20 protein-coding genes and 1 riboswitch are annotated in these 19982 nt (G+C 64.9%); of the genes, 6 read left to right on the forward strand and 14 right to left on the reverse strand.

The genetic code is table 11. The features are described from left to right. Positions 1-344 precede the first annotated feature (344 nt). From BM275_RS04180 to BM275_RS04190, 3 genes are all read left to right on the forward strand, one after another. Positions 345-1580 (forward strand): exonuclease SbcCD subunit D C-terminal domain-containing protein, encoded by a 1236-nt coding sequence (locus tag BM275_RS04180; protein WP_090519454.1) that lies wholly within the window; start codon positions 345-347, stop codon positions 1578-1580. Continuing rightward, positions 1577-5230 carry an SbcC/MukB-like Walker B domain-containing protein gene (locus BM275_RS04185; RefSeq protein WP_090519457.1) on the forward strand — a complete coding sequence of 1218 codons (3654 nt, stop codon included), beginning with the start codon at positions 1577-1579 and terminating at the stop codon, positions 5228-5230. The genes BM275_RS04180 and BM275_RS04185 overlap by 4 nt, the downstream gene beginning before the upstream one ends. 243 nt (positions 5231-5473) lie before the next feature. Then, positions 5474-5690: riboswitch (cobalamin riboswitch) on the forward strand. Between the two features lie 97 nt (positions 5691-5787). Further along, positions 5788-7632 carry a TonB-dependent receptor domain-containing protein gene (locus tag BM275_RS04190; protein ID WP_090519459.1) on the forward strand — a complete coding sequence of 615 codons (1845 nt, stop codon included), beginning with the start codon at positions 5788-5790 and terminating at the stop codon, positions 7630-7632. A 22-nt stretch (positions 7633-7654) separates the two neighbouring features. Here the strand turns inward: BM275_RS04190 and BM275_RS04195 are convergent, their stop codons facing one another. The 12 genes from BM275_RS04195 to nrdR form a co-directional block, all read right to left on the reverse strand. Further along, the gene (locus BM275_RS04195) at positions 7655-8455 is read right to left on the reverse strand and encodes a cobalamin-binding protein (RefSeq protein ID WP_090519460.1); all 801 of its coding nucleotides are present in this window, start codon (positions 8453-8455) and stop codon (positions 7655-7657) included. Next, positions 8455-8862 carry a hypothetical protein gene (locus BM275_RS04200; RefSeq protein WP_090519462.1) on the reverse strand — a complete coding sequence of 136 codons (408 nt, stop codon included), beginning with the start codon at positions 8860-8862 and terminating at the stop codon, positions 8455-8457. The genes BM275_RS04195 and BM275_RS04200 overlap by 1 nt, the downstream gene beginning before the upstream one ends. Further along, positions 8859-9476, reverse strand: coding sequence for a GTP cyclohydrolase II (gene ribA / locus BM275_RS04205; RefSeq protein WP_045633051.1), 618 nt, complete (start codon positions 9474-9476; stop codon positions 8859-8861). The genes BM275_RS04200 and ribA overlap by 4 nt, the downstream gene beginning before the upstream one ends. A 119-nt stretch (positions 9477-9595) precedes the next feature. Continuing rightward, positions 9596-10243, reverse strand: coding sequence for a retropepsin-like aspartic protease family protein (locus BM275_RS04210; protein WP_045633050.1), 648 nt, complete (start codon positions 10241-10243; stop codon positions 9596-9598). Between the two features lie 82 nt (positions 10244-10325). Next, positions 10326-10823 carry a phosphatidylglycerophosphatase A family protein gene (locus tag BM275_RS04215; protein ID WP_090519464.1) on the reverse strand — a complete coding sequence of 166 codons (498 nt, stop codon included), beginning with the start codon at positions 10821-10823 and terminating at the stop codon, positions 10326-10328. Between the two features lie 48 nt (positions 10824-10871). Continuing rightward, positions 10872-11834, reverse strand: a complete 963-nt coding sequence (gene thiL / locus BM275_RS04220; RefSeq protein WP_090519466.1) for a thiamine-phosphate kinase — start codon at positions 11832-11834, stop codon at positions 10872-10874. Between the two features lie 12 nt (positions 11835-11846). After that, positions 11847-12332 carry a transcription antitermination factor NusB gene (gene nusB, locus BM275_RS04225; RefSeq protein WP_041014979.1) on the reverse strand — a complete coding sequence of 162 codons (486 nt, stop codon included), beginning with the start codon at positions 12330-12332 and terminating at the stop codon, positions 11847-11849. Further along, positions 12329-12805, reverse strand: coding sequence for a 6,7-dimethyl-8-ribityllumazine synthase (ribH, locus tag BM275_RS04230; protein ID WP_003289143.1), 477 nt, complete (start codon positions 12803-12805; stop codon positions 12329-12331). The genes nusB and ribH overlap by 4 nt, the downstream gene beginning before the upstream one ends. A 58-nt stretch (positions 12806-12863) precedes the next feature. Then, positions 12864-13943 (reverse strand): bifunctional 3,4-dihydroxy-2-butanone-4-phosphate synthase/GTP cyclohydrolase II, encoded by a 1080-nt coding sequence (ribBA, locus tag BM275_RS04235; RefSeq protein WP_090519468.1) that lies wholly within the window; start codon positions 13941-13943, stop codon positions 12864-12866. 11 nt (positions 13944-13954) lie between these two features. Next, entirely contained in the window at positions 13955-14617 is a 663-nt protein-coding gene (locus tag BM275_RS04240) for a riboflavin synthase (RefSeq protein ID WP_011912026.1), read from the reverse strand. A 522-nt stretch (positions 14618-15139) separates the two neighbouring features. Further along, entirely contained in the window at positions 15140-16240 is a 1101-nt protein-coding gene (gene ribD, locus BM275_RS04245; protein WP_090519470.1) for a bifunctional diaminohydroxyphosphoribosylaminopyrimidine deaminase/5-amino-6-(5-phosphoribosylamino)uracil reductase RibD, read from the reverse strand. Continuing rightward, complete coding sequence (gene nrdR / locus BM275_RS04250; protein ID WP_003281766.1) at positions 16237-16704, reverse strand: transcriptional regulator NrdR; 468 nt, start codon at positions 16702-16704, stop codon at positions 16237-16239. Before nrdR ends, ribD begins: the two co-directional genes overlap by 4 nt. 112 nt (positions 16705-16816) lie before the next feature. On the opposite strand from nrdR, the gene BM275_RS04255 reads away from it, so the two are divergent. From BM275_RS04255 to thpR, 3 genes are all read left to right on the forward strand, one after another. After that, a complete protein-coding gene (locus BM275_RS04255) occupies positions 16817-17242 on the forward strand; it encodes a YbaY family lipoprotein (RefSeq protein ID WP_023444679.1) in 426 nt (141 codons plus the stop codon). Next, entirely contained in the window at positions 17239-17895 is a 657-nt protein-coding gene (locus tag BM275_RS04260; RefSeq protein WP_090519472.1) for a class I SAM-dependent methyltransferase, read from the forward strand. The genes BM275_RS04255 and BM275_RS04260 overlap by 4 nt, the downstream gene beginning before the upstream one ends. A 79-nt stretch (positions 17896-17974) precedes the next feature. Further along, positions 17975-18496 (forward strand): RNA 2',3'-cyclic phosphodiesterase, encoded by a 522-nt coding sequence (gene thpR, locus BM275_RS04265; RefSeq protein WP_003281769.1) that lies wholly within the window; start codon positions 17975-17977, stop codon positions 18494-18496. 31 nt (positions 18497-18527) lie between these two features. On the opposite strand, the gene yedF is transcribed toward thpR, so the two are convergent. Next, positions 18528-18767, reverse strand: a complete 240-nt coding sequence (gene yedF / locus BM275_RS04270; protein ID WP_003281770.1) for a sulfurtransferase-like selenium metabolism protein YedF — start codon at positions 18765-18767, stop codon at positions 18528-18530. Next, on the reverse strand, positions 18736-19962 hold the full coding sequence (yedE, locus tag BM275_RS04275; RefSeq protein WP_090519474.1) for a selenium metabolism membrane protein YedE/FdhT: 1227 nt from the start codon (positions 19960-19962) through the stop codon (positions 18736-18738). Before yedE ends, yedF begins: the two co-directional genes overlap by 32 nt. Between the last annotated feature and the right edge of the window lie 20 nt (positions 19963-19982).

The raw sequence follows: 19982 nt of genomic DNA on the forward strand, positions 1-19982 counted from the left end.
GGGGACGCGAGGCATGGACGCCGAGCGAGGAGCGAAGGGACAGGGACGTCCCTTCGCGACGGCCCCCGGAGCAGCGCCGGAGGGAGGGAAGTTTTGCGAAGCAAAACCCGGATGTCGGGGTGGCCTTCTTTTTGGTTACTTTTTCTTGGCCAAGCAAGAAAAAGTGACGCGCCGTGCAAGGCGCAACCTGTAGTCCGGGCCGAGGAAAGCGCGGGGCGCCCAAACCGTCCGCCGAAGCCCGCGACAGTCACGAGTTCCACAAGCCTTACATCTGACGCAACCACCCGCCGCACAACCCAAGCCAGCGGTTCGCCACTGCACCCGCCCACAATGAGCCTGAGCCCATGCGCCTGATCCACACCTCCGACTGGCACCTCGGCCAGACCCTCCACGGCCAGGACCGCGACTACGAACACGCGCAATTCCTCGCCTGGCTGCTCGACCAGCTGGTCGCCCAACGCGCCGACGCCCTGCTCATAGCCGGCGACGTGTTCGACACGGTCAACCCGCCACTCAAGGCCCAGGAACGCCTCTACGATTTCATCGTCCGCGCCCACGAAAAGCTCCCGCAGCTGGACATCGTGATGATCGCCGGCAACCACGATTCCGGCGGTCGCATCGAACTACCGGCGCCGCTGATGAAGCGCCTCAACGCACACGCCGTCGGTCGCATCAGCTGGGTCGCCGAGGGCCAGTTGGATCACCAGCGGCTGCTGGTGCCGCTACATGACTCCGCCGGCAACACCGCCGCCTGGTGTCTCACCCTGCCCTTCCTGCGTCCGGCCGAAGTCACGGGAATGGAACTGGGCGATGACTACATGGCCGGCATTCGCCAGGTCCACGAGCGGCTGATCGCTGCTGCCGAAACCGCACGCCAGCCCGGCCAGGCGCTGGTCGCCATGAGCCACGCGCACATGGCCGGCGGTGCGGTGTCGGAGGAATCCGAGCGCAATATCGTCATCGGCAACGCCGAAGCGCTGCCGGCCAGCCTGTTTCCCGAATCGGTCGCCTACGTCGCCCTCGGCCATCTGCACAAGCCGCAGCAGGTCGCCGGGCAGGCGCGCATCCGTTACAGCGGCTCGCCGCTGCCGCTGTCCTTCGCCGAGGTCAATTACCCGCATCAGGTGCTGCTGGTCGAACTGGACGGCGACCAATTGAAAAACGTCGAACAGCTGCCGGTGCCGCGCGCGGTGGAGATGATTCGTATCGGCCGCGCGTCGCTGGCCGAGGTGATCGCCGCGCTGGAGGCGCTGCCGCCCACCGGCCTGTTCGACGACCACCAGCCCTGGCTGGAGGTACGCGTGCTACTCGACGAACCATTGCCGGACCTGCGCCAGCGCATCGAAACCGCGATAACCGGCAAGGCCTGCCGACTGGTGCGCATCGCCAGCGAATACGCCGGCAAACGCGGCGAGGCGGAATCGGAAGTATTGCTCGGCCTGGATCAGATCACCCCGCAGGAGCTGTTCGCCCGCGCCTGGGAAGCCGAATACAGCAACCCGGCGGACGATCAGGCGCTGGACGACTTCGCCACGCTTCTGCAACGGGTCGAGTTCGCCCATGCGGAGGGCGACCAATGAAAATCCTCGCCATCCGCTTGAAGAACCTGGCATCGCTGGCCGGCGAACAGATCATCGATTTCACCGCCGAGCCGCTGGCCAGCGCCGGCCTGTTCGCCATCACCGGGCCTACCGGTGCCGGCAAGAGCACCATTCTCGACGCCTTGTGCCTGGCGCTGTTCGGCAGCACGCCGCGGCTGGACAGCGTCTCGCCGCTGAACAAGGTCCCCGACGTCGAAGCGGAGATCGGCGGCGGAGACGAGCGCAACCTGCTGCGCCGTGGCTGCGGCAGCGGCTATGCGGAGGTGGATTTCGTCGGCGTCGACGGCCACCGCTACCGCGCGCGCTGGGAGGTCAAACGCGCCCGCGAAAAGGTGGACGGCCGCCTGCAGGCCAGCAGCCAGAGTCTCACCGACCTGGACAGCGGCACGCTCCTGGCCAGCGGTAAAAAGCGCGAGTTCAAGGAATTGCTGGAAGCGCGCCTGGGGCTGACCCTGGCCCAGTTCACCCGCGCCGTGCTGCTGGCGCAGAGCGAGTTTTCCGCCTTCCTCAAGGCCGACGACAACGAGCGTGGCACCCTGCTGGAAAAGCTCACCGATACCGGCCTCTACAGCCGTCTCGGCCAGGCCGCGTTCGAGGCCGCCAAGCAGGCGAAGGAAAGCCTGACTCGCCTGGAACAGCAGGCCGGCGGCCTCCAGCCGCTGGAGCCCGGGCAGCGTGAAGTACTGGAGCGCGAACATCAGGCCCAGCTCGAAGACTTGAGAAAGCTGCAACAGCAGCTCAAGGAGCTGGAAGCCCAGCGGCAATGGCTGAGCGAACTGCAGCGCCTGGAAAACGAGCGCGAAGCAGCGCGCCAGCAGCTGCAGGACACAGAAGACGAGCGCGAGAGCCTGACCGAGGCCCGCCGTATTCTCGACCTGTTCGAACGGCTCGCACCGCAGCGCCATCGTTTTCTGCGTCAGCAGGAACTCGAACCCCTGCTCGGCAAGGCCGCCGACAGTCTCACTCGCCTGCAGCACGAGGTACAAAGCCTGCAGCAACGTCTCGACACCTTGCAGAGCCAGTGCGAAGCCGCCGGCAACGACCTGCGCGCAGCCGAACAGGCGCGCCAGGCGGCCGAGCCGAGGCTTGCGCAAGCGCGCCGCGAAGAGGAGCGCCTCAGCCATCTGAACACCGACCTCGCCTCGATTCGCGAAGAAAGCGTCCAGGCCGATGCCGCGGCGAGCACCGGCGAGGCAACGCTCAAGCAGCTCGCTGAGCAGCAACAGCGCGCCGCCGAACAGCTAGCAGCGCTGACGCAGCAACTCGAGACGAACGCAGCGCTGCAACCGCTCTGTGCAGCCTGGGGCGGTTACCGTCCGCGTCTGCAACAGGCCGTCCAGCTGGCGGCACGGCTGCAGCAAGGTCAGGGCGAACTCCCGGCACTGGAAGCGCAGGCCAAGGCTGCCGAAACCCGGCAAAGCCAGGCGCGCGAGGCGCTGGACAATCTGCAACGCGAGCGCGACAGCCATGTCGGCCTGGCCGAACAGCTGGCCCAGCTGCATCAACAGCTCGACGAATGGCGCCAGGCCGAGCGCGAAACCGAGGCCCTGCGCGAACTCTGGGCGCAGCAGCTCACGTTCACCGCCAGCCAGCGCGAACTGAGCGACGCCCACATCCGCCAGCAGGCCGAGCTGGACAGCCTGGTGCCGCAGGGCAAACAGCTTCGCAGTGACCGTGATGCTGCCGAGCAGGCGCTCAAGGTCACCCTCGCCCTGCTTGAACGCCAACGTCTGGCACGCAGCGAGAATGTCGAAGCGCTGCGCGCGGCGCTGGTCCCGGGCGAGCCCTGCCCGGTCTGCGGCAGCGACAAGCATCCCTGGCAGCACACCGACGCGCTGGTCGCCAGTCTCGACCGCCACGACAACAGCGAGGCCGAGCGTGCGCAGCAGGCGCTACAGGAACAGGATCAGCGTCTGCAGGAGCTGCGCGATCGCCATGTCGCGCTCAGCACGCAGTTGCGCCAGACGCAACAACGCCAGGGCGAAGTCGAGGTGCAGCTGCAGACCCTGGCACCGCGCCTGCTCGCCCTGCCCGTCCACACGCGATTGCTTGAGCAACCGGAAGCCGAGCGTTCGCAATGGCTGGAAGCGCAGCTGACCAATCTCAAAGACCAGATCGCCAGCGCCAGTGAGCGTCAGCAGCAGTTGCTCGCCCTGCAACAGCGCAGCGAAACCCTGCAGCAGGCCTGGCAGGCCGCGCGCGAGGCCTGTGTCGAGGCGACCCAGCAATTCGCCCGCCAGCACGATGCCCTGGCCCGCGACAGACAACAGCTCGACGAGGAGCTGGCGGCCTTCGCCGAACTGTTGCCCGTCGAGCAACTGCAGCGCTGGCGTGAAAATCCGGCGCAGACCTTTATGCAGTTGGACGTCAGCATCGCCACGCGCCTACAGCAACTGCAGGCGCAGACCGAGCTGGCCGAGGAGCTGCGCCAGTGCGAGCAGCGCCGCAGCGACGAGCAGTTGCAACAACACCATCGCCAGGAGAAACAGGCAAGCTGCAGCGCACGACTGAGCGAGCGCGAGAAACTGCTGCTGGCCTGCCAGCAGGCGCTGCGTACCAGCCTTGGCGAACAAACCAGCGCCGGCACCTGGCAACAGCAGCTGGACGCGACCATCCAGGCGGCGCGTCAAACCCGGGCCGAGATTGATCAGCAGCTCAACGAGAGCAAGCTCGGCCTGACGCGCCTGCACAGCGAGCAGCAGAACTGCCGCCAGCGCCAAGCCGAACTGGAACAGGAACGCGACGCGCTGAATGCGGAATTGGCCACCTGGCGCACCAGCCACCCGCAGCTGGACGACGCCACCCTCGCCCAGCTGCTGCACATGGATGACCAGCTGATCGCCGAGGCGCGCCAGCGCTTGCGAGAGAACAGCGAAAACCTGACCCGCTGTCGCGAGCGTCTCGACGGCTGCCTCAACCGCCTTAACCTGCACAAACAGCAGCAGAGCGAAGCCCTGGATGCCGAGCAGCTGCAGCAGCGCCATGCCGAGCAACTGCACCAATGCGAGCAGGCCGACCAGCGCTGCGCGGAAACCCGCGCCCAGCTGATCGACGACGACAAGCGCCGCAGCCAGAGCCAGGCGTTGCTCGCACAGATCGACGTCGCACGGGCCGAGCATCAGCGCTGGGGGCGCATCGCCGCCTTGATCGGCTCCAGCGACGGCGGCGCCTTCCGCAAGATCGCCCAGGCCTACAACCTCGACCTGCTGGTGCAGCACGCCAATGTGCAGCTGCGCCAACTGGCCCGGCGCTACCGGCTCAAGCGCGGCGGCAGCCCGCTGGGCCTACTGATCATGGATACCGAGATGGGCGACGAGCTGCGCTCGGTGCATTCGCTGTCCGGCGGCGAGACCTTCCTCGTTTCGCTGGCCCTGGCGCTGGGCCTGGCCTCGATGGCCTCGAGCAAGCTCAGGATCGAGTCGCTCTTTATCGACGAAGGCTTCGGCAGCCTCGACCCCGAGTCGCTGCAGATCGCCATGGACGCGCTGGATTCGCTGCAGGCCCAGGGCCGCAAGGTGGCGGTGATCTCCCATGTGGCGGAAATGCACGAGCGCATTCCAGTGCAGATCCAGGTGCGCCGGCAGGGCAATGGGCAGAGTGATCTACAGATTGTCGGGGGGCTTTCATAAAGCTCGGCGCTGTCGCGCGGACATGCCGCCGTCGCTTGGCGACAGTCGGCACGACCTCGGCGGCTTCGAGCCCAATGTAGGCGCCCGCAAGTCAGCGCCGATCGCTGAACATTGCGCACCATCGAGGCTGGATGTTTTTCGAGCAACGCTCGAGCGGCCCTGGGACGCGGCTTTGCTTGGAAACCACTGTCCTTGCGGCCATTCGTCCGCTTGTGTTTCCCCAGCACCGGCCGTAAGGTTCGCGCGTTTTCTTATCCGCCCAGGTGTGCACGACCGCAAGGTCCGCATTAATCGGGAAGCCGGTGCGCTCGATGAGCAAGGCCGGCGCTGCCCCCGCAACGGTAATCGACCGCGATCCTCAGGGATCGCCGTCCGCTCGACAACCACTGTGTTCCGACATGGGAAGGTGAGCGTGATGCGTGTCGAAAGCCCGGAGACCGGCCTGACGGATTCGACTGGTGTTGCGGAGGGCAGCACCGTCAAGCGCTGCTGCCCGTCATCCCCGCGCTTGTTCCTGCCCTCCTCAAAAGTCTGCGATCTTTTGAGGAATTCCAAGAATGAAACTGTCCCGACTTGCCCTGGCTGTGGCGTTGTTGCCTGGCGTGCAGGTGTTTGCTGCTGAGCAGCAGCTGCCAAGCATGCTCATTACCTCCGCCCGCCAGGCTGAACCCCGCGCCCAGGCGACGGCAGCCAATACCGTATTCACTCGCGCCGATATCGAACGGCTACAAGCCCGCAGCGTGCCCGAGCTGCTGCGGCGTGTGCCAGGCGTACAGGTGAGCAGCCCTGGCGGTGTGGCGTCGCTGTCGCTGCGCGGCACCGGCACCGCGCAAACACTGGTGCTGGTCGACGGCCAACGCATTGCCTCGGCCACCAGCGGCTTCGCCCGTCTCGACTATCTGGCCATCGACAACATTGAGCGTGTCGAAGTGATCCGTGGCCCACGCTCGTCGCTCTATGGCGCGGATGCCGTTGGCGGCGTCATCCAGATCTTCACCCGTGGCGGTGAACCTGGAATAAATCCGGAAGTCCGTATTGCGGCCGGCAGCGAGCAGACCTTTCAGCGCAGCCTGAGCCTGGCCGCCGGGACCGAGCAGACCCGTGTCCATCTCGGCGCCAGCCTCGACGAGCGCGACGGCTTCGATATCACCCGCGACAACCGCGGCGCCGATCGGGACAACGATGGCCAGCGTAACAAGGCTCTGCATTTAAAACTGGATCATCAGTTCGACTCGAACTGGAAAGCCGGCTTGAGTCTCAACGACCAGCGCGGCAAGAACGAGTACGACGATGCCAATGACTTCGAACCCGGAAGGCCGCAGGACGAGTTTCGGGTCAGCAGTTACAGCGGCTACCTGGACGGTCAGTTGACCGACATGTGGAATAGCCGTCTGGAACTGGGTCGCAGCTTCGATCGTAATCACGCCGTCGGCGCCGGTAGCGCTTGGAATAACACCCTGTTGGAAACCACGCGTCATTCGGCGGCCTGGATAAATCGGCTGCAATTGAGCGAGCGCCACCAACTGAGCGTCGGCGGCGACTGGTATGAAGACCAACTCGATTCCGCGACGACTTTTGAGGAAGACAGCCGCGACAACTGGGCTTTCTTTGCCCAGCACAGCTTTCAAGGCGAGCGCTTCGGCACCGAGCTGGGGCTACGCCACGATGACAACCAGCAGTTCGGCAGCCACAACAGCTGGAATGCCGCGGTCAGCCTGCCGGTAGGTCAGTCGCAGCGCTGGATTCTGAGCTATGGCGAAGGCTTCCGCGCGCCGACATTCTCCGATCTTTACGGACCGCCGTTGTGGGGACCAAATCCGGACCTCAAGCCGGAGACCTCGAAGACCTATGAGTTGCAATGGCGCGCCGAATTCGACGAGACCCAGCTGGAAGCCGCGCTTTATCGTACCGACCTCGAAGACATGATTGCCTGGGGTGGAACCCGGATGGGGAACGTCAGCCAGGCACGGATCAACGGTTTCGAAGCCAGTGCGGCGCGCCAACTGCTGGGGTGGCAGGCGAGCCTCGGCGTTAGCATCATCGATCCACGCGATCGGGACAGCGGCCATACTCTGGCGCGCCGGGCAAAGCGCACGCTCAGCATCGACCTTGATCGCACTTTCGGCACGCTTTCGGCTGGCGCCGGTTGGCACGTTTCCAGCGCTCGTTACGACACGATCGCAAACACCCGCGAGCTGTCCGGCTATGGGGTTTTTGATCTGCGCGCTGGCTGGCAGAGCCATCCGGAGCTGCGTTGGGAGGCGAAGGTCAACAACCTGTTCGACCGCGACTACGCGCTGGCGACCTACAACCGCCCAGACGGAACTAATTGGTGGGATCACGGCTATCGCGAGGCGGGCCGTACAGGGCTGTTCGCCGTCACCTGGACTCCGTCGCTGTAGTCGCGTTAACTGGCGCGCCCGCTCAGGGCGCTGCCGCCATCACTTCGCAGAGCTTCCCGATCGCCCCCAGCATCTGGAAGCTCGGCCGCTCCAGCCCCTTGTCGGGGACTTCCAGTAATCGCCCATCGCGCACAGCACTGAGCTGCGGCCAGGCCTGCCACTCATCCAGCTGCGCACCACTGCCGGCCAGAATGACTTCAGGATCGCGAGCAAGCACGGCTTCGATGCTGACCTGAGGCGCCGCCTGGGTCAGATCGGCGAAAACATTCTGCCCACCACACACCTCGATCGCTTCGCTGATGATCTGCTGTCCGCCGAGGGTATACAGCGGGCGATTCCAGATCTGATAGAACACCCGCAGCGGTTGCTCACGTACATACTTCCGGCGCAGCTCGACCAAGCCCTGGCGAAAACGCTCGGCCAGTATCTCCCCTTCCTCGGCTCGATTGACGGCATTGCCGACCACGACGAATTGTTCGGCCAGCCTTTCGAGACGGGTTTGCTCGACGACTAGAACAGGAATACCGAACTGCTGCAGCTGCTCTCGCTGGCTACGCGGCACGCTGTCCGGCCAGAGCAGGACGAGATCAGGACGCAGGCTGAGCAGGGTTTCCATTTCCACCTGGCCGTAGCGCCCAACCGAAGGTACCGACTGCAGCGCAGCTGGCCGCTCGCCGCCATCCAGAACGCCAACCAAGCGGTCGGCGGCATCGAGTTCGAGCATGATCTCGCTGAGCGATGGCGCCAGGCTCACCACCCGCTCGGCAGCCAACGCAAGCAATGACGCCAGGGAAAGAAGCGCGGCGAGCAGCAGACGTCGCATCAATGCAATTGCCGCGGAATGCGGTAGAGCACCAGCAACACCAGGCTGCCAAATACCAGCAACAGGCGAGCAACCGGCTCCATGCCGAATAGCGCACCCGCAGCGCCGAACCAGGCCGGTAATGAGGCGATCAGCAGACCGCGACGGCGCACACGCCGCAGATCGCTCCAGGCATCGTCTTCCTCCGGGCCATTTAGCGCCTGTTCGGTGGCGATCAGAGCATGTTTGAAGCGGGTGAAGGCTCGCAGGCTGAAGAACAGCGAAACCAGGCCGGCAGCGAACAGCGGCAGCCCCCAATCGGCAAACACCACCGATGTGCGCCCAAGCACCAACACAGGCAGCACCATTAGCAGCGTATGCAGCCAGCCGTCACGTGCGAGCTGGCGAAGGGCGGCGGCTCGCGTCACGACTGCTCGGCTTCGCCCTGGTGAATCTCGCCGAGCATGTGGCCGAGCTTGCCGGCCTTGGTGGCGAGGTAGTTGCGGTTGTATGGGTTATGCGCGATCTGCAATGGCTTGCGCTCGGCGACGCGAATGCCGAAGCCCTGCAGCGCCTTGACCTTGCGCGGGTTGTTGGTCATCAGCTTGATCTCAGCGATGCCCAGGTGTTCGAGCATCGGCAGGCAAATAGCGTAGTCGCGCATGTCCGGGGCGAAGCCCAGGCGCTCGTTGGCCTCAACGGTATCGGCGCCGGCATCCTGCAGCTCGTAAGCGCGAATCTTGTTCAGCAGGCCGATACCACGGCCTTCCTGGCGCAGATAGAGCAGCACACCACGCCCCTCTTCGGCAATCGCGCGCAGCGCCGCTTCGAGCTGGAAGCCGCAGTCACAGCGCAGGCTGAACAACGCATCGCCGGTCAGGCACTCGGAGTGCAGACGACCCAGTACCGGCTTGCCATCGGCCACATCGCCGAGCGTCAGCGCGACATGTTCCTTGCCAGTGTCCTGGTCGAGAAAACCATGCATGGTGAACACGCCGAACGGCGTCGGCAGTTGGGAAGCGGCGACGAACACGACAGACACGGGCGGAGATCCCAGAGGCAGAAAAGCGGACATTGTAACACCAACAAAAGGCGAGTCAGGCCGGAGAGTTTGCCGACGAAAGCGCCAATCGTGTCACCCAGAGAGCGGATGCGCAGGTGCTAGGAGGTCTTCGACTCCAGCACGAGCATACCCTGCTCCTCGCGCCAGCTGACGCGACCGAGGAAGCTCATGCCAAGCAGGGCCTCAGTGGGCGAGCCACCTTCGACGACAACCGCCTCCACCCCAATAACCTCGATTGCCCCAACTTTGACGCTGTTGAGGTGCACCCGCCAGGCCTTCGCCGTGCCGCTGGCGGTGTTCACCACCATCGGCCGTCCGTTGACCCGATAGTCGATACCCAAGCGGCGGGCCTGATGCTCGTTGATCGCCACCGAGGTAGCGCCGGTATCGACGAGAAACTGGATCGGCTGGCCATTGATAGTGCCGGCGATCCAGTAATGGCCGCCGGTGCCCTTGGCTACGCTCAGTTGGGTCTTGCTTGGTGTGGCGTAGGCGCCGCTGTATTCGCGGCTCAGGTTGTAGTGACGTTCGACGCCATCGACCCGCAGCACCGCGCCGCTGGCATCGGCACTGACTACCTGAACGCCACCTGGGCCGGTCTGCCCGACCTTGACCAGCTTGCGCTGGCCGTCGACATTGACCACCGCCGCTCCCGGAAACAGCCCGACCACCTGCACCATGGATGCGGCCTGCGCCAGAGCGGGCGACAGCAAAAGGCTGGCGAACAGAATGTGGATGCTACGCATGGCAATTTCCCTCGAAACCAGGCCCGGGCAGGACGCCGATCATCCTTCAATGGCCAGCCGCCTGCAGCGACCGGACGCACAATCAAACCAATAGCGCCACCAGCCCCTGCATAACGACCCAGGCCGCGACGCCTGCAAGGATGTCATCGAGCATGATCCCGAAACCGCCGTGGATATGCCGATCGACCCAACTGATCGGCCAGGGCTTGGCGATGTCCATTACGCGGAAGATGACAAAACCGAGCAGCATCCAATACCAGCCTTCCGGCACCAGCCAGAAGGTGATCCAGATGCCGACGAACTCATCCCAGACGATGCCTTCGTGGTCATGCACACCGAGTTCGCGCGCCACCTTACCGCACAGCCAGACGCCGAACAGCATGGTCAGGCCGAGCATCAGCAGATAACCCCAGCCTGGCAGCAGTTGCCACAGCGGCACGAACGGCAGTGCTACCAGCGAACCCCAGGTTCCCGGTGCCTTGGGCATCAGCCCGGAGCCGAAGCCGAACGCCAGGTTGTGCCAGGGGTCGGACCAGACCAGGGTTTGCGGCTTGGCCGCGACTGGTGAGGATTCAGTCAAAACAGCGTTCCTTTCTCGGATCGGAGGTAAGCGATCGCATCGCAGCACTTACGCATTGAAATGGTTGTAACCACGTTCGGACACAGCGACTTCATTACCCGCCGCATCGATCAGCTGCACACCCTCCCCTGCCAACACCCGGCCGATGACCTGTACCGGCCAGCCGGCGGCCTGCAGTGATACGAGCTCAGCAGCCGGCAGGGTGAACGCCAGCAGGTAGTCGTCGCCGCCGGCCAGCGCGCAACGCAGCGCTTCGGCGTCGCCGGCGAAGCGCCGCAAAGGTTCGGACAGCGGCAGGCGATCACGTACGATCTGCAAGGCCACGCCCGAAGCCTTGGCGATATGCCCACAATCGGCCAGCAGACCGTCGGAGATATCCAGCGCTGCAGTGGCCTTGCCTCGCAGCGCTTCACCCAGGGCCAGCTGCGGTTGCGGCGACCAGTAGCGTGCCAGCAGGTGTTCGGCGACGTCCGCATCGGCTTCGGCCTGGCGCAGCACCAGCGGCAGGGCACCGGCCGCCTCACCGAGCACACCGCCGACACAGAGCAGATCACCGACCTGCGCGCCAGACCGAACCAGCGCCAGCCCGGACGGCACCCGGCCGAACACGGTGACGGTCAGGCTCAGCGGGCCGCGGGTAGTGTCGCCACCAATCAAACGCAGGCTGCAATCAAGCGCCATCGAATCCAGGCCACGGGCAAGTTCCGCCAGCCAGAGTGGATCGCCAGCAGGCAAGGTCAGGGCAAGGGTGAAGCCGATGGGCGTGGCGCCCATGGCGGCGAGATCACTGGCGGCCACGGCCAACGAGCGCTGGCCGAGCAGGAAGGGATCGCAGGGATCGGGGAAATGTACCCCGGCGACCAGGGTATCGGTGGAAACCGCCAGCTGTTCGCCGACCGGAAGCTGCAGCAGGGCACAATCATCGCCGATGCCGAGAACAACTTCGCCGCCAGCCCTGGCACAAGCGGCGGCGGCGAAGTAGTGACGGATCAGCTCGAACTCACCCAGCAAGGCGAGCAGCCCTCAGCGCTTGTGATTGCGCACTTCGGCGCTGCGCAGCGTGGGGGCCAGCTTGTCCAGCACGCCGTTGACGAACTTGTGCCCGTCGGTGGCGCCATAGACCTTGGCCAGCTCGATGCCTTCGTTGATGACCACGCGGTAAGGCACGTCGATGCGCTGCATCAGCTCGTAGGTGGACAGCCGCAGAATCGCCAGCTCCACCGGATCGAGCTCCTCCAGCGGACGGTCGAGATTCGGCGCGATGGCACCGTCGACTTCGCTCTTGCTACGTGCGACACCGGTCAACAGCTCGTGGAAGTAGCTGCCGTCCACCCCGGAGAAATCGTTGTCGACGCGGAACTGCGCCTCGATTTCGTTGAGGCTCTGACCGGCCATGTGCCACTGATACAGCGCCTGCATCGCCAGGCTGCGGGCAACCCGGCGCGTGGCGATCTTGCCCTTGGCCTTGGGCTGGGGAGCGTCCTGGCTATCGTCGTGATTCAGGCTCACTTCGCCTCCAGCTGCGACAGCAGGCTCACCATTTCCAGTGCGGAAAGTGCGGCTTCGGCGCCCTTGTTGCCGGCCTTGGTGCCGGAGCGCTCGATGGCCTGTTCGATGGAATCGACGGTCAGTACGCCGAAGGCGACCGGCACACCGAATTCCATGGAAACCTGAGCCAGACCCTTGGTGCATTCGCCGGCAACGTATTCGAAGTGCGGCGTGCCGCCACGAATGACCGCACCGAGAGCGACGATGGCGTCGTATTCACCCTGCTGGGCGACCTTCTGCGCAACCAGCGGAATCTCGAAGGCACCCGGTGCACGGATGATGGTGATGTCGTTCTCGCTGACGCCGTGGCGAACCAGCGCATCGACCGCGCCGCTGACCAGGCTCTCGACGACGAAGCTGTTGAAGCGGCCTACGACCAGGGCGTATTTGCCCTGCGGGGCGATGAAGGTTCCTTCGATGGTCTTCAGGGGCATGGGTGCTTTCTCATCTCTTTAAAGAACGAAGGCGCCGCGGACTGCGCGGCGCCTCTGATTATTCGGCCGGGAGGTATTCTACAACTTCCAGATCAAAGCCGGATATCGCGTTGAACTTCATCGGCGCGCTCATCAGGCGCATCTTGCGTACACCAAGATCACGCAGGATCTGCGAACCGGCACCGACGGTGCTGTAGGTCGCCGGGGTCGGCGGCTGCTGACGGGTCAGCTGCGCCAGCAACTGCGGGCCGGTCAGCGGGTTGCCGAGCAGCAGCACAACGCCCTTGCCGGCCTTGGCCACTTCGCTCATTGCCGCGCGCAGGCTCCAGCGACCCGGCACGGTGACCAGCAGCAGATCACGCAGCGGCTCCATGTTGTGCACGCGCACCAGCGTGGGTTCTTCCGGGGAGATTTCACCGCGGGTCAGTGCCATGTGCACGGTGTCCTCGACGCCGTCGCGGTAGGTGACCAGGTTGAACTGACCCAGCTCGGTTTCCAGCGGCTGCTCGGAAACCCGCTCGACTGTGCGCTCGTGGATCATGCGGTAGTGGATCAGGTCGGCGATGGTGCCGACCTTCAGCCCGTGCTGCTCGGCGAACAGCTCAAGCTCCGGGCGGCGCGCCATGGTGCCGTCGTCGTTCATGATCTCGCAGATCACGCCGGATGGTTCGAAGCCCGCCATGCGCGCCAGATCACATGCCGCCTCGGTGTGACCGGCACGCGCCAGTACGCCGCCCGGTTGCGCCATCAACGGGAAGATGTGACCCGGGCTGACGATGTCCTCGGCTTTCGCTGCTCGCGCTACAGCTGCCTGCACGGTACGAGCGCGGTCGGCCGCGGAAATGCCGGTGGTCACGCCTTCAGCCGCCTCGATGGAAACGGTGAATTTGGTGCCGAAACCGGAACCATTGCGCGGCGCCATCAGCGGCAGTTTGAGCAGCTCACAGCGCTCGCGGGTCATCGGCATGCAGATCAGGCCGCGGGCGAAGCGTGCCATGAAGTTGATGTGCTCGGCGGTGACGCATTCGGAGGCGACGATGATGTCGCCCTCGTTCTCGCGGTCCTCGTCATCCATGAGGATGACCATCTTGCCGGCGCGGATGTCTTCGATCAGTTCTTCAGCGGTATTGAGCGCCATGGAGCGTCTCCTCAATTCTTCAGGTAGCCGTGCTCGGCGAGAAAACCTTCGGTGAGCCCCGAGGCCTTGGGTTCGGCGGCCTTGTCGCCCATCATCAGGCGCTCCAGGTAACGCGCCAGCAGGTCGACTTCCAGGTTCACCTGCCGCCCGGGGCGGTAGTCGGCCATGATGGTTTCGCCGAGGGTGTGCGGCACGATGGTCAGCTCGAACTCCGCGCCGTTGACCGCATTGACCGTGAGGCTGGTGCCGTCCACGGTGATCGAGCCCTTGAGCGCGATGTACTTGGCCAGCTCGCGCGGCGCACGGATGCGGAACTGCACGGCGCGGGCGTTATCTTCACGCGCCACGACCTCGCCGACGCCGTCGACGTGACCGCTGACCAGGTGCCCGCCGAGGCGGCTGGTAGGCGTCAGGGCCTTCTCCAGATTGACCCGACTGCCGGCCTTGAGGTCGATAAAGGCGGTGCGCGCCAGGGTTTCGCGGCTGACGTCGGCCCAGAAGCCGTTGCCCGGCAGCTCCACCGCAGTCAGGCAGACGCCGTTGACAGCGATGCTGTCGCCCAGTTTGACGTCGCCCAGATCCAGCTTGCCGGTTTCGACCAGCACGCGTACGTCGCCGCCCTTGGGCGTGAGCGCACGGATGGTGCCGATGGCTTCGATTATTCCGGTGAACATGTGGCCTCCCGAGGAAGGCGGGTAAAACGCTGCATACGACGAACTCCTGTTTTTGAAAAACAGGGCGCTACGGATCGATAGGGATGCATGACGGGCGCACGGACGACGTCCATCGGGATATCCCGCTCTCTCTCATCCGGACTATACCGTCGGCCCCGGAATCACACCGGGTCTGCTGACCTTGCCTAAGCAAGCGCTCGCGGGCTAGACGCGATTGAAAGCTACTGCGCGCAGAGCATGCTGCGTTGTGGTCCTCCTCGAAGTGCTCATTTACCGAGGTAAACTCCGCCTTCTCGTCGAATCACGCATTGCCTGCTCAGCGCTCGCTACGCTTTCATCCTTATAACTGCGCCATTACCGCCGGTGGGGAATCGCACCCCGCCCTGAGAACGTTGGGCCGCTTGCGGCCCGGCAGCGTTTTTAACACAAATAGCGGCGCGGGGCAGCCCGATATCGCCAGATAGCAGCTATGAGGGTGCAAGACACAGGCTATCGGCGGACACAGCCGACACGGGTTGCCGATCAGCTGGCCGGACGCGCCACCATCTTCCAGTCGTCACCCACCGCACGGATGTCGACGATCTTCAGCTCGCTCGCCTCGCTCATGCGCTCCAGAGGCAGCTCCAGCAGCGGCCGTGCGGAGGAGCCGAGAAACTTGGCGGCCATGAATATCTGGTATTCGTCGATCAACCCGAGGCTGGCAAACGCACCAATCAGCCGCGGGCCCGCTTCGACCAGCACCTCGTTGGCCCCGCGCGCGGCCAGTTCCCGCAGCAGTGCGACCAGATCGACCCGCTCCTGCCCCAGCACCAGTGCCTCATGGCCCGCTGCACGATAGGCCTCCTCGCAGCCCGGCACGGCCGTAGCGACCAACGCCGGACCAGCCTGGAAGAACGGCGCTTCCAGCGGCACGCGCAACCGGCCATCGACCAGCACTCGCAACGGCGGACGTTGCAGCGCCAGCGCAGTCGTTTCCGCATCCAGCCCTAGCTCGTCTCCGCGCACGGTCAGCCGCGCGGCATCCATGAGCACCGTATCGGCGCCGGTCAGCACGACGCTGGAACGGGCGCGCAGGCGCTGCACCTCGGCGCGCGCGGCCGGCCCAGTGATCCACTGACTCTCGCCGCTGGCCATCGCGGTGCGCCCGTCCAGGCTCATCGCCAGCTTGGCACGAACAAACGGCAGGCCGCTTTCCATACGTTTGATAAAGCCGCAGTTGAGCTCCCGTGCCTCGAACTCCAGCACCCCGCTGGCGACCTCGATGCCGGCGCTACGCAACAGCTCCAGACCGTTCCCGGCGACCTGCGGATTGGGATCCTGCATGGCCGCCACCACGCGGCCGACGCCGGCCTTGACCAGCGCTTCGGCACAGGGCGGCGTGCGCCCGTAATGGCTGCAGGGTTCGAGGGTGACGTAGGCGGTGGCACCGCGGGCGCGCTCACCCGCCTGGCGCAACGCGTGGACCTCAGCATGCGGCTCACCGGCACGCACGTGCCAGCCTTCACCGACCAACTCACCATCAGCGACGATGACGCAGCCGACCCGCGGGTTCGGGTGGGTCGAATACAGCCCCTTACGCGCCAACTGCAGTGCGCGGGCCATCCAGGCGTGATCGGTAGTCATTCGGGCTTCGCAGGCTCGCGGGACAGCCGCTCGATCTCCTCGCGGAATTCGTTGAGGTCCTGGAAGCGGCGGTAGACCGAGGCAAAGCGGATATAGGCGACCTCGTCGAGCTTCTGCAGCTCGGCCATCACCAGCTCGCCGAGCACCCGCGACTTGATTTCGCGCTCGCCGGTGGCGCGCAGCTGATGCTTGATATGGGCGATGGCCGCTTCGAGACGCTCGACGCTGACCGGACGCTTTTCCAGCGCACGCTGCATGCCGGCGCGCAGTTTCTGCTCGTCGAACGGCTGTCGGCTGCCATCGGACTTGATCAGGCGCGGCATCACCAGCTCGGCGGTTTCGAAGGTGGTGAAACGCTCGCCACAGGCCAGACACTCGCGGCGGCGGCGCACCTGATCGCCTTCGGCAACCAGGCGGGAATCGATGACCTTGGTATCGTTGGCGGCACAGAAGGGACAATGCATGGGGCTGAAATCGGTCGTACGTCGGGACGGCCATGGTAGCGCATCCGACCCGCAAGACAAGGCGACGGCTTTGCTGCTATACAACCCGCAATCATCGTTCAGGAGGCTGTCCGTGCCGCCACGTTTTTTCGTTCTCCCTGCCTTCCTGACCTTGCTCGCCGGCTGCAGCAGCCAACCCAGCGAGCCGCCGACCGCGCCGGTCGAGCTGAGCACTGCCCCGCACTCCAAATTGCTCAACGAACTGAGCGGCAGCCTGATCGGCGCGCCGGCTGGCAGCGACGTCGAACTCGCCTTACTGGAAGTCGATCGCCGCGACCAGCCAGACCGCCTGCTGAGCAACGTGCAGCTCAAGGGCCGCGGCAGCGAATTGCCATTCATCCTGCAGTTCAACCCGGACACTTTCCGTCCAGGCCAGCGCGTGGAGCTGCGCGGCCGTGTCACGCGAGCGGGACAGCTGATCATGCGCCTGCCATCGCGCAGCATTGCCAGCCCCGCCAGCCAAGCGCTCGGCCCGCTACAGCTGGTCCCGGCGCCGTGACGGCACCGGCACCCTTACAGGCGGCATTGAACGATCTGCTGGGCGACGCAGACCTGGTTGCCGAGCCGCTGCCGGGCACCGATCTGCGACTCTGGCTGATCGACGCCGCCAACATGGATCGCGCCTTCAGCCCCGAGGAAACCCGGCGGATACTCGAAGAGCCGCCGTACTGGAGCTTTTGCTGGGCCAGCGGCCTGGTGCTGGCGCGCTGGCTGGCCGAACGGCCGGAATGGGTGCGCGGCAAGCGCGTGCTCGATTTCGGCGCGGGCTCGGGCGTCGCCGCCATCGCCGCGGCCAAGGCGGGCGCTGCCGAAGTGGTGGCCTGCGACCTGGACCCGCTGGCGCTCGCCGCCTGCCAGGCCAACGCCGCGCTGAATGAGGTCGAGCTACGCTATTCGCAGGACTTCTTCGGCGAAGCGGATCGCTACGACCTGATCATCGTTGCCGACGTGCTCTACGATCGCGCCAACCTGCCGCTGCTGGATCACTTCCTCAGTCGCGGACGCGAAGCACTGGTGGCCGACTCACGGGTGCGCGATTTTGCTCATCCGCTCTATCGGCGTCTGGACGTGCTGGATGCCTGCACCTGGCCGGATCTGGCAGAGCCTGCGGAATTCAGGCGCGTTAGCCTCTATCACGCCGCAAGGAAATGAAAGCTGAAGAGTCTGAGGTAGCGTGGAAAACCACGAAACGTTTTCCGCCGAGATGTGCCGCCGCGACCGGAGACCAGACATGATCGACGACACCCTGCGTCTGTTCTTTGCCCTGCCCTGTCCACCCGCGCAGGCAGAGGCCATCTGCACCTGGCGTGACAGCCAGGCTCTCGACGGCCGGGCCGTGGCACGCGTCAACCTGCACCTGACTCTGGCCTTTATCGGCGAGCAACCGAAGAATCACCTCGATGCCCTGTTGCAAATGGCCGCGACGGTGCGGGCCGACTCATTCAACCTCTCGCTCGACCGCCTGACCACCATCGGTAAAGGCTTCATCTGCCTGCAGCCTTCCTCCACACCTTCCGAACTGCTGCAGCTGGTCGAAGCACTGACCGAACGGCTGGCGGCGCTTGGCGTGGTGCTCGACTGCCGGCCATTCCTGCCACACCTGACGTTGAGCCGCCAGGCCCGGAGCCGAGCGCAGAAACCGGCACCGGATTTCAGCTGGCACGTCGACCGCTTCGTGCTCTACCGCTCCCGCAATACCGAGGATGGTGTGCGCTACGACGAACTGGGAAGCTGGTCTCTGGCTGCGCCGTAGCGACCGCTCAGGGCCGCCATGGCACTGTCGTTCAACGTGGCACTTCGATCAGAAAACGAAACAGTGCGCCATGTTGCTCCACCGCCAGGCAGTTATAGCCCTTGGATTTGGTGTCCTCCGGAATGCCATGCACCGACTGCGAGCAATCGGTCACCACCTCGAGCAACTGACCCGGCTGCATCGTTTCCAGGGTTTCCAGCGTAGCGATGGCGTTGTACGGGCAGTGCTCGCCACGTAGATCAAGCGAGAGATTCGGTTTGGCCTGGCTCACGGGCAGGACTCCTTTTCGATTGGAAACGACGGGCATTGAGGTGCACCAGCAACATGGCGATGGCCAGGCCGGCAAAGGTCAATAGCAAACCACTGGCCGGGCCGAAGCTCTCCAGCAGATTGATCTTCGGATAGGGCAGCGCCAGCGATGTGCCGAGTTGGTCCCAGTAGACGGCGACCAATGTGCCGCCGATGACATTACCGACGCCGACCACCCAGAAGTGCACCTGCCCTTCCATGGCGCGATACATCCAGCCGGTTTCGCAGCCGCCAGCGACGACGATACCGATGCCGAACAGCACACCACCGATGATTGCGTTTGGGCCCATCCAGAAAATCTTCGGGCTTGCCCCCAGCGCGATGGCGCCGAAAGTACCGACGCAGGCCACCGCCATGCCCAGCAGGATGCCGTAGGCGGCGCGGGTGCGGCCGGTGGTCCAGAGATCGCGGGCAGCGCTGGTGAAGCAGATCTGTGCGCGCTCGATCAGCCCGCCGAACAACAAGCCGAACAGCACGGCCATGCCGAGCACCAGCGAAGCATCGAAGCGCCAGGCGGCGAACGCGATCGCGAGCACCGCAACCGCCGTGCCGATCCGGGCCTGTAATGTGGCCCGCCGCCGTGTGCCTTCCATGTCGCCAAACAGGGAACTGGCCTGGCTACCGACCTTCAGCGGCGTGCGCAGCCAGGGTAGCAGGCAGATCTTCACGCCAACCCAGGCGCCACCCACGGTGGCCAGCATGAAGGCCCAGGCGTGCAGCGAGAACATCGGAATGCCGGTGAAGAAGGCCGCCAGGTTGCAGCCCATCGCCAGGCGCGCGCCGAAGCCGGCGATCACCCCGCCGATCAGCCCCTGCAGCAAACGTCGTTTACTCGTCGGCCAGCGCAGGCTGACGTTGTTCGCCCACAGCGCCGCGCAAAGTGCGCCAAGCAACATACCGATGATCATCACGCCATCTACACGATCGAGCGGCGTGCCGGACAAGCCGATCAGCTTGAAGTAGCTCCACTCCTCGGGCGCGTAACCAAACCAGGAAATGACGTGTCCACCCCAGCGGGTGAACTCTCCGGTGACGGCCCAGAAGGTGCCGGTGATGGCAAAGTAGTAAGCGGAGGCGACGCCTAGCGCAACAAGCGCGGGCAATGGCGACCAGAAGCGCACGAGATAGCGCTCCCGGAAGTCGGAGAGGAAAGTCATGTACAACTCCTTTGACGCGC

Origin of the sequence: Stutzerimonas kunmingensis, assembly GCF_900114065.1 — a bacterium.
GTDB classification, from domain to species: domain Bacteria; phylum Pseudomonadota; class Gammaproteobacteria; order Pseudomonadales; family Pseudomonadaceae; genus Stutzerimonas; species Stutzerimonas kunmingensis.

Coding starts and splice junctions, on each gene's coding strand:
- BM275_RS04180 (WP_090519454.1), top strand. CDS start 345: ATGCGCCTGATCCACACCTCCGACTGGCACCTCGGCCAGACCCTCCAC.
- BM275_RS04185 (WP_090519457.1), top strand. CDS start 1,577: ATGAAAATCCTCGCCATCCGCTTGAAGAACCTGGCATCGCTGGCCGGC.
- BM275_RS04190 (WP_090519459.1), top strand. CDS start 5,788: ATGAAACTGTCCCGACTTGCCCTGGCTGTGGCGTTGTTGCCTGGCGTG.
- BM275_RS04195 (WP_090519460.1), bottom strand. CDS start 8,455: ATGCGACGTCTGCTGCTCGCCGCGCTTCTTTCCCTGGCGTCATTGCTT.
- BM275_RS04210 (WP_045633050.1), bottom strand. CDS start 10,243: ATGCGTAGCATCCACATTCTGTTCGCCAGCCTTTTGCTGTCGCCCGCT.
- ribH (WP_003289143.1), bottom strand. CDS start 12,805: ATGCCCCTGAAGACCATCGAAGGAACCTTCATCGCCCCGCAGGGCAAA.
- ribBA (WP_090519468.1), bottom strand. CDS start 13,943: ATGGCGCTCAATACCGCTGAAGAACTGATCGAAGACATCCGCGCCGGC.
- BM275_RS04240 (WP_011912026.1), bottom strand. CDS start 14,617: ATGTTCACCGGAATAATCGAAGCCATCGGCACCATCCGTGCGCTCACG.
- ribD (WP_090519470.1), bottom strand. CDS start 16,240: ATGACTACCGATCACGCCTGGATGGCCCGCGCACTGCAGTTGGCGCGT.
- nrdR (WP_003281766.1), bottom strand. CDS start 16,704: ATGCATTGTCCCTTCTGTGCCGCCAACGATACCAAGGTCATCGATTCC.
- thpR (WP_003281769.1), top strand. CDS start 17,975: ATGATCGACGACACCCTGCGTCTGTTCTTTGCCCTGCCCTGTCCACCC.
- yedE (WP_090519474.1), bottom strand. CDS start 19,962: ATGACTTTCCTCTCCGACTTCCGGGAGCGCTATCTCGTGCGCTTCTGG.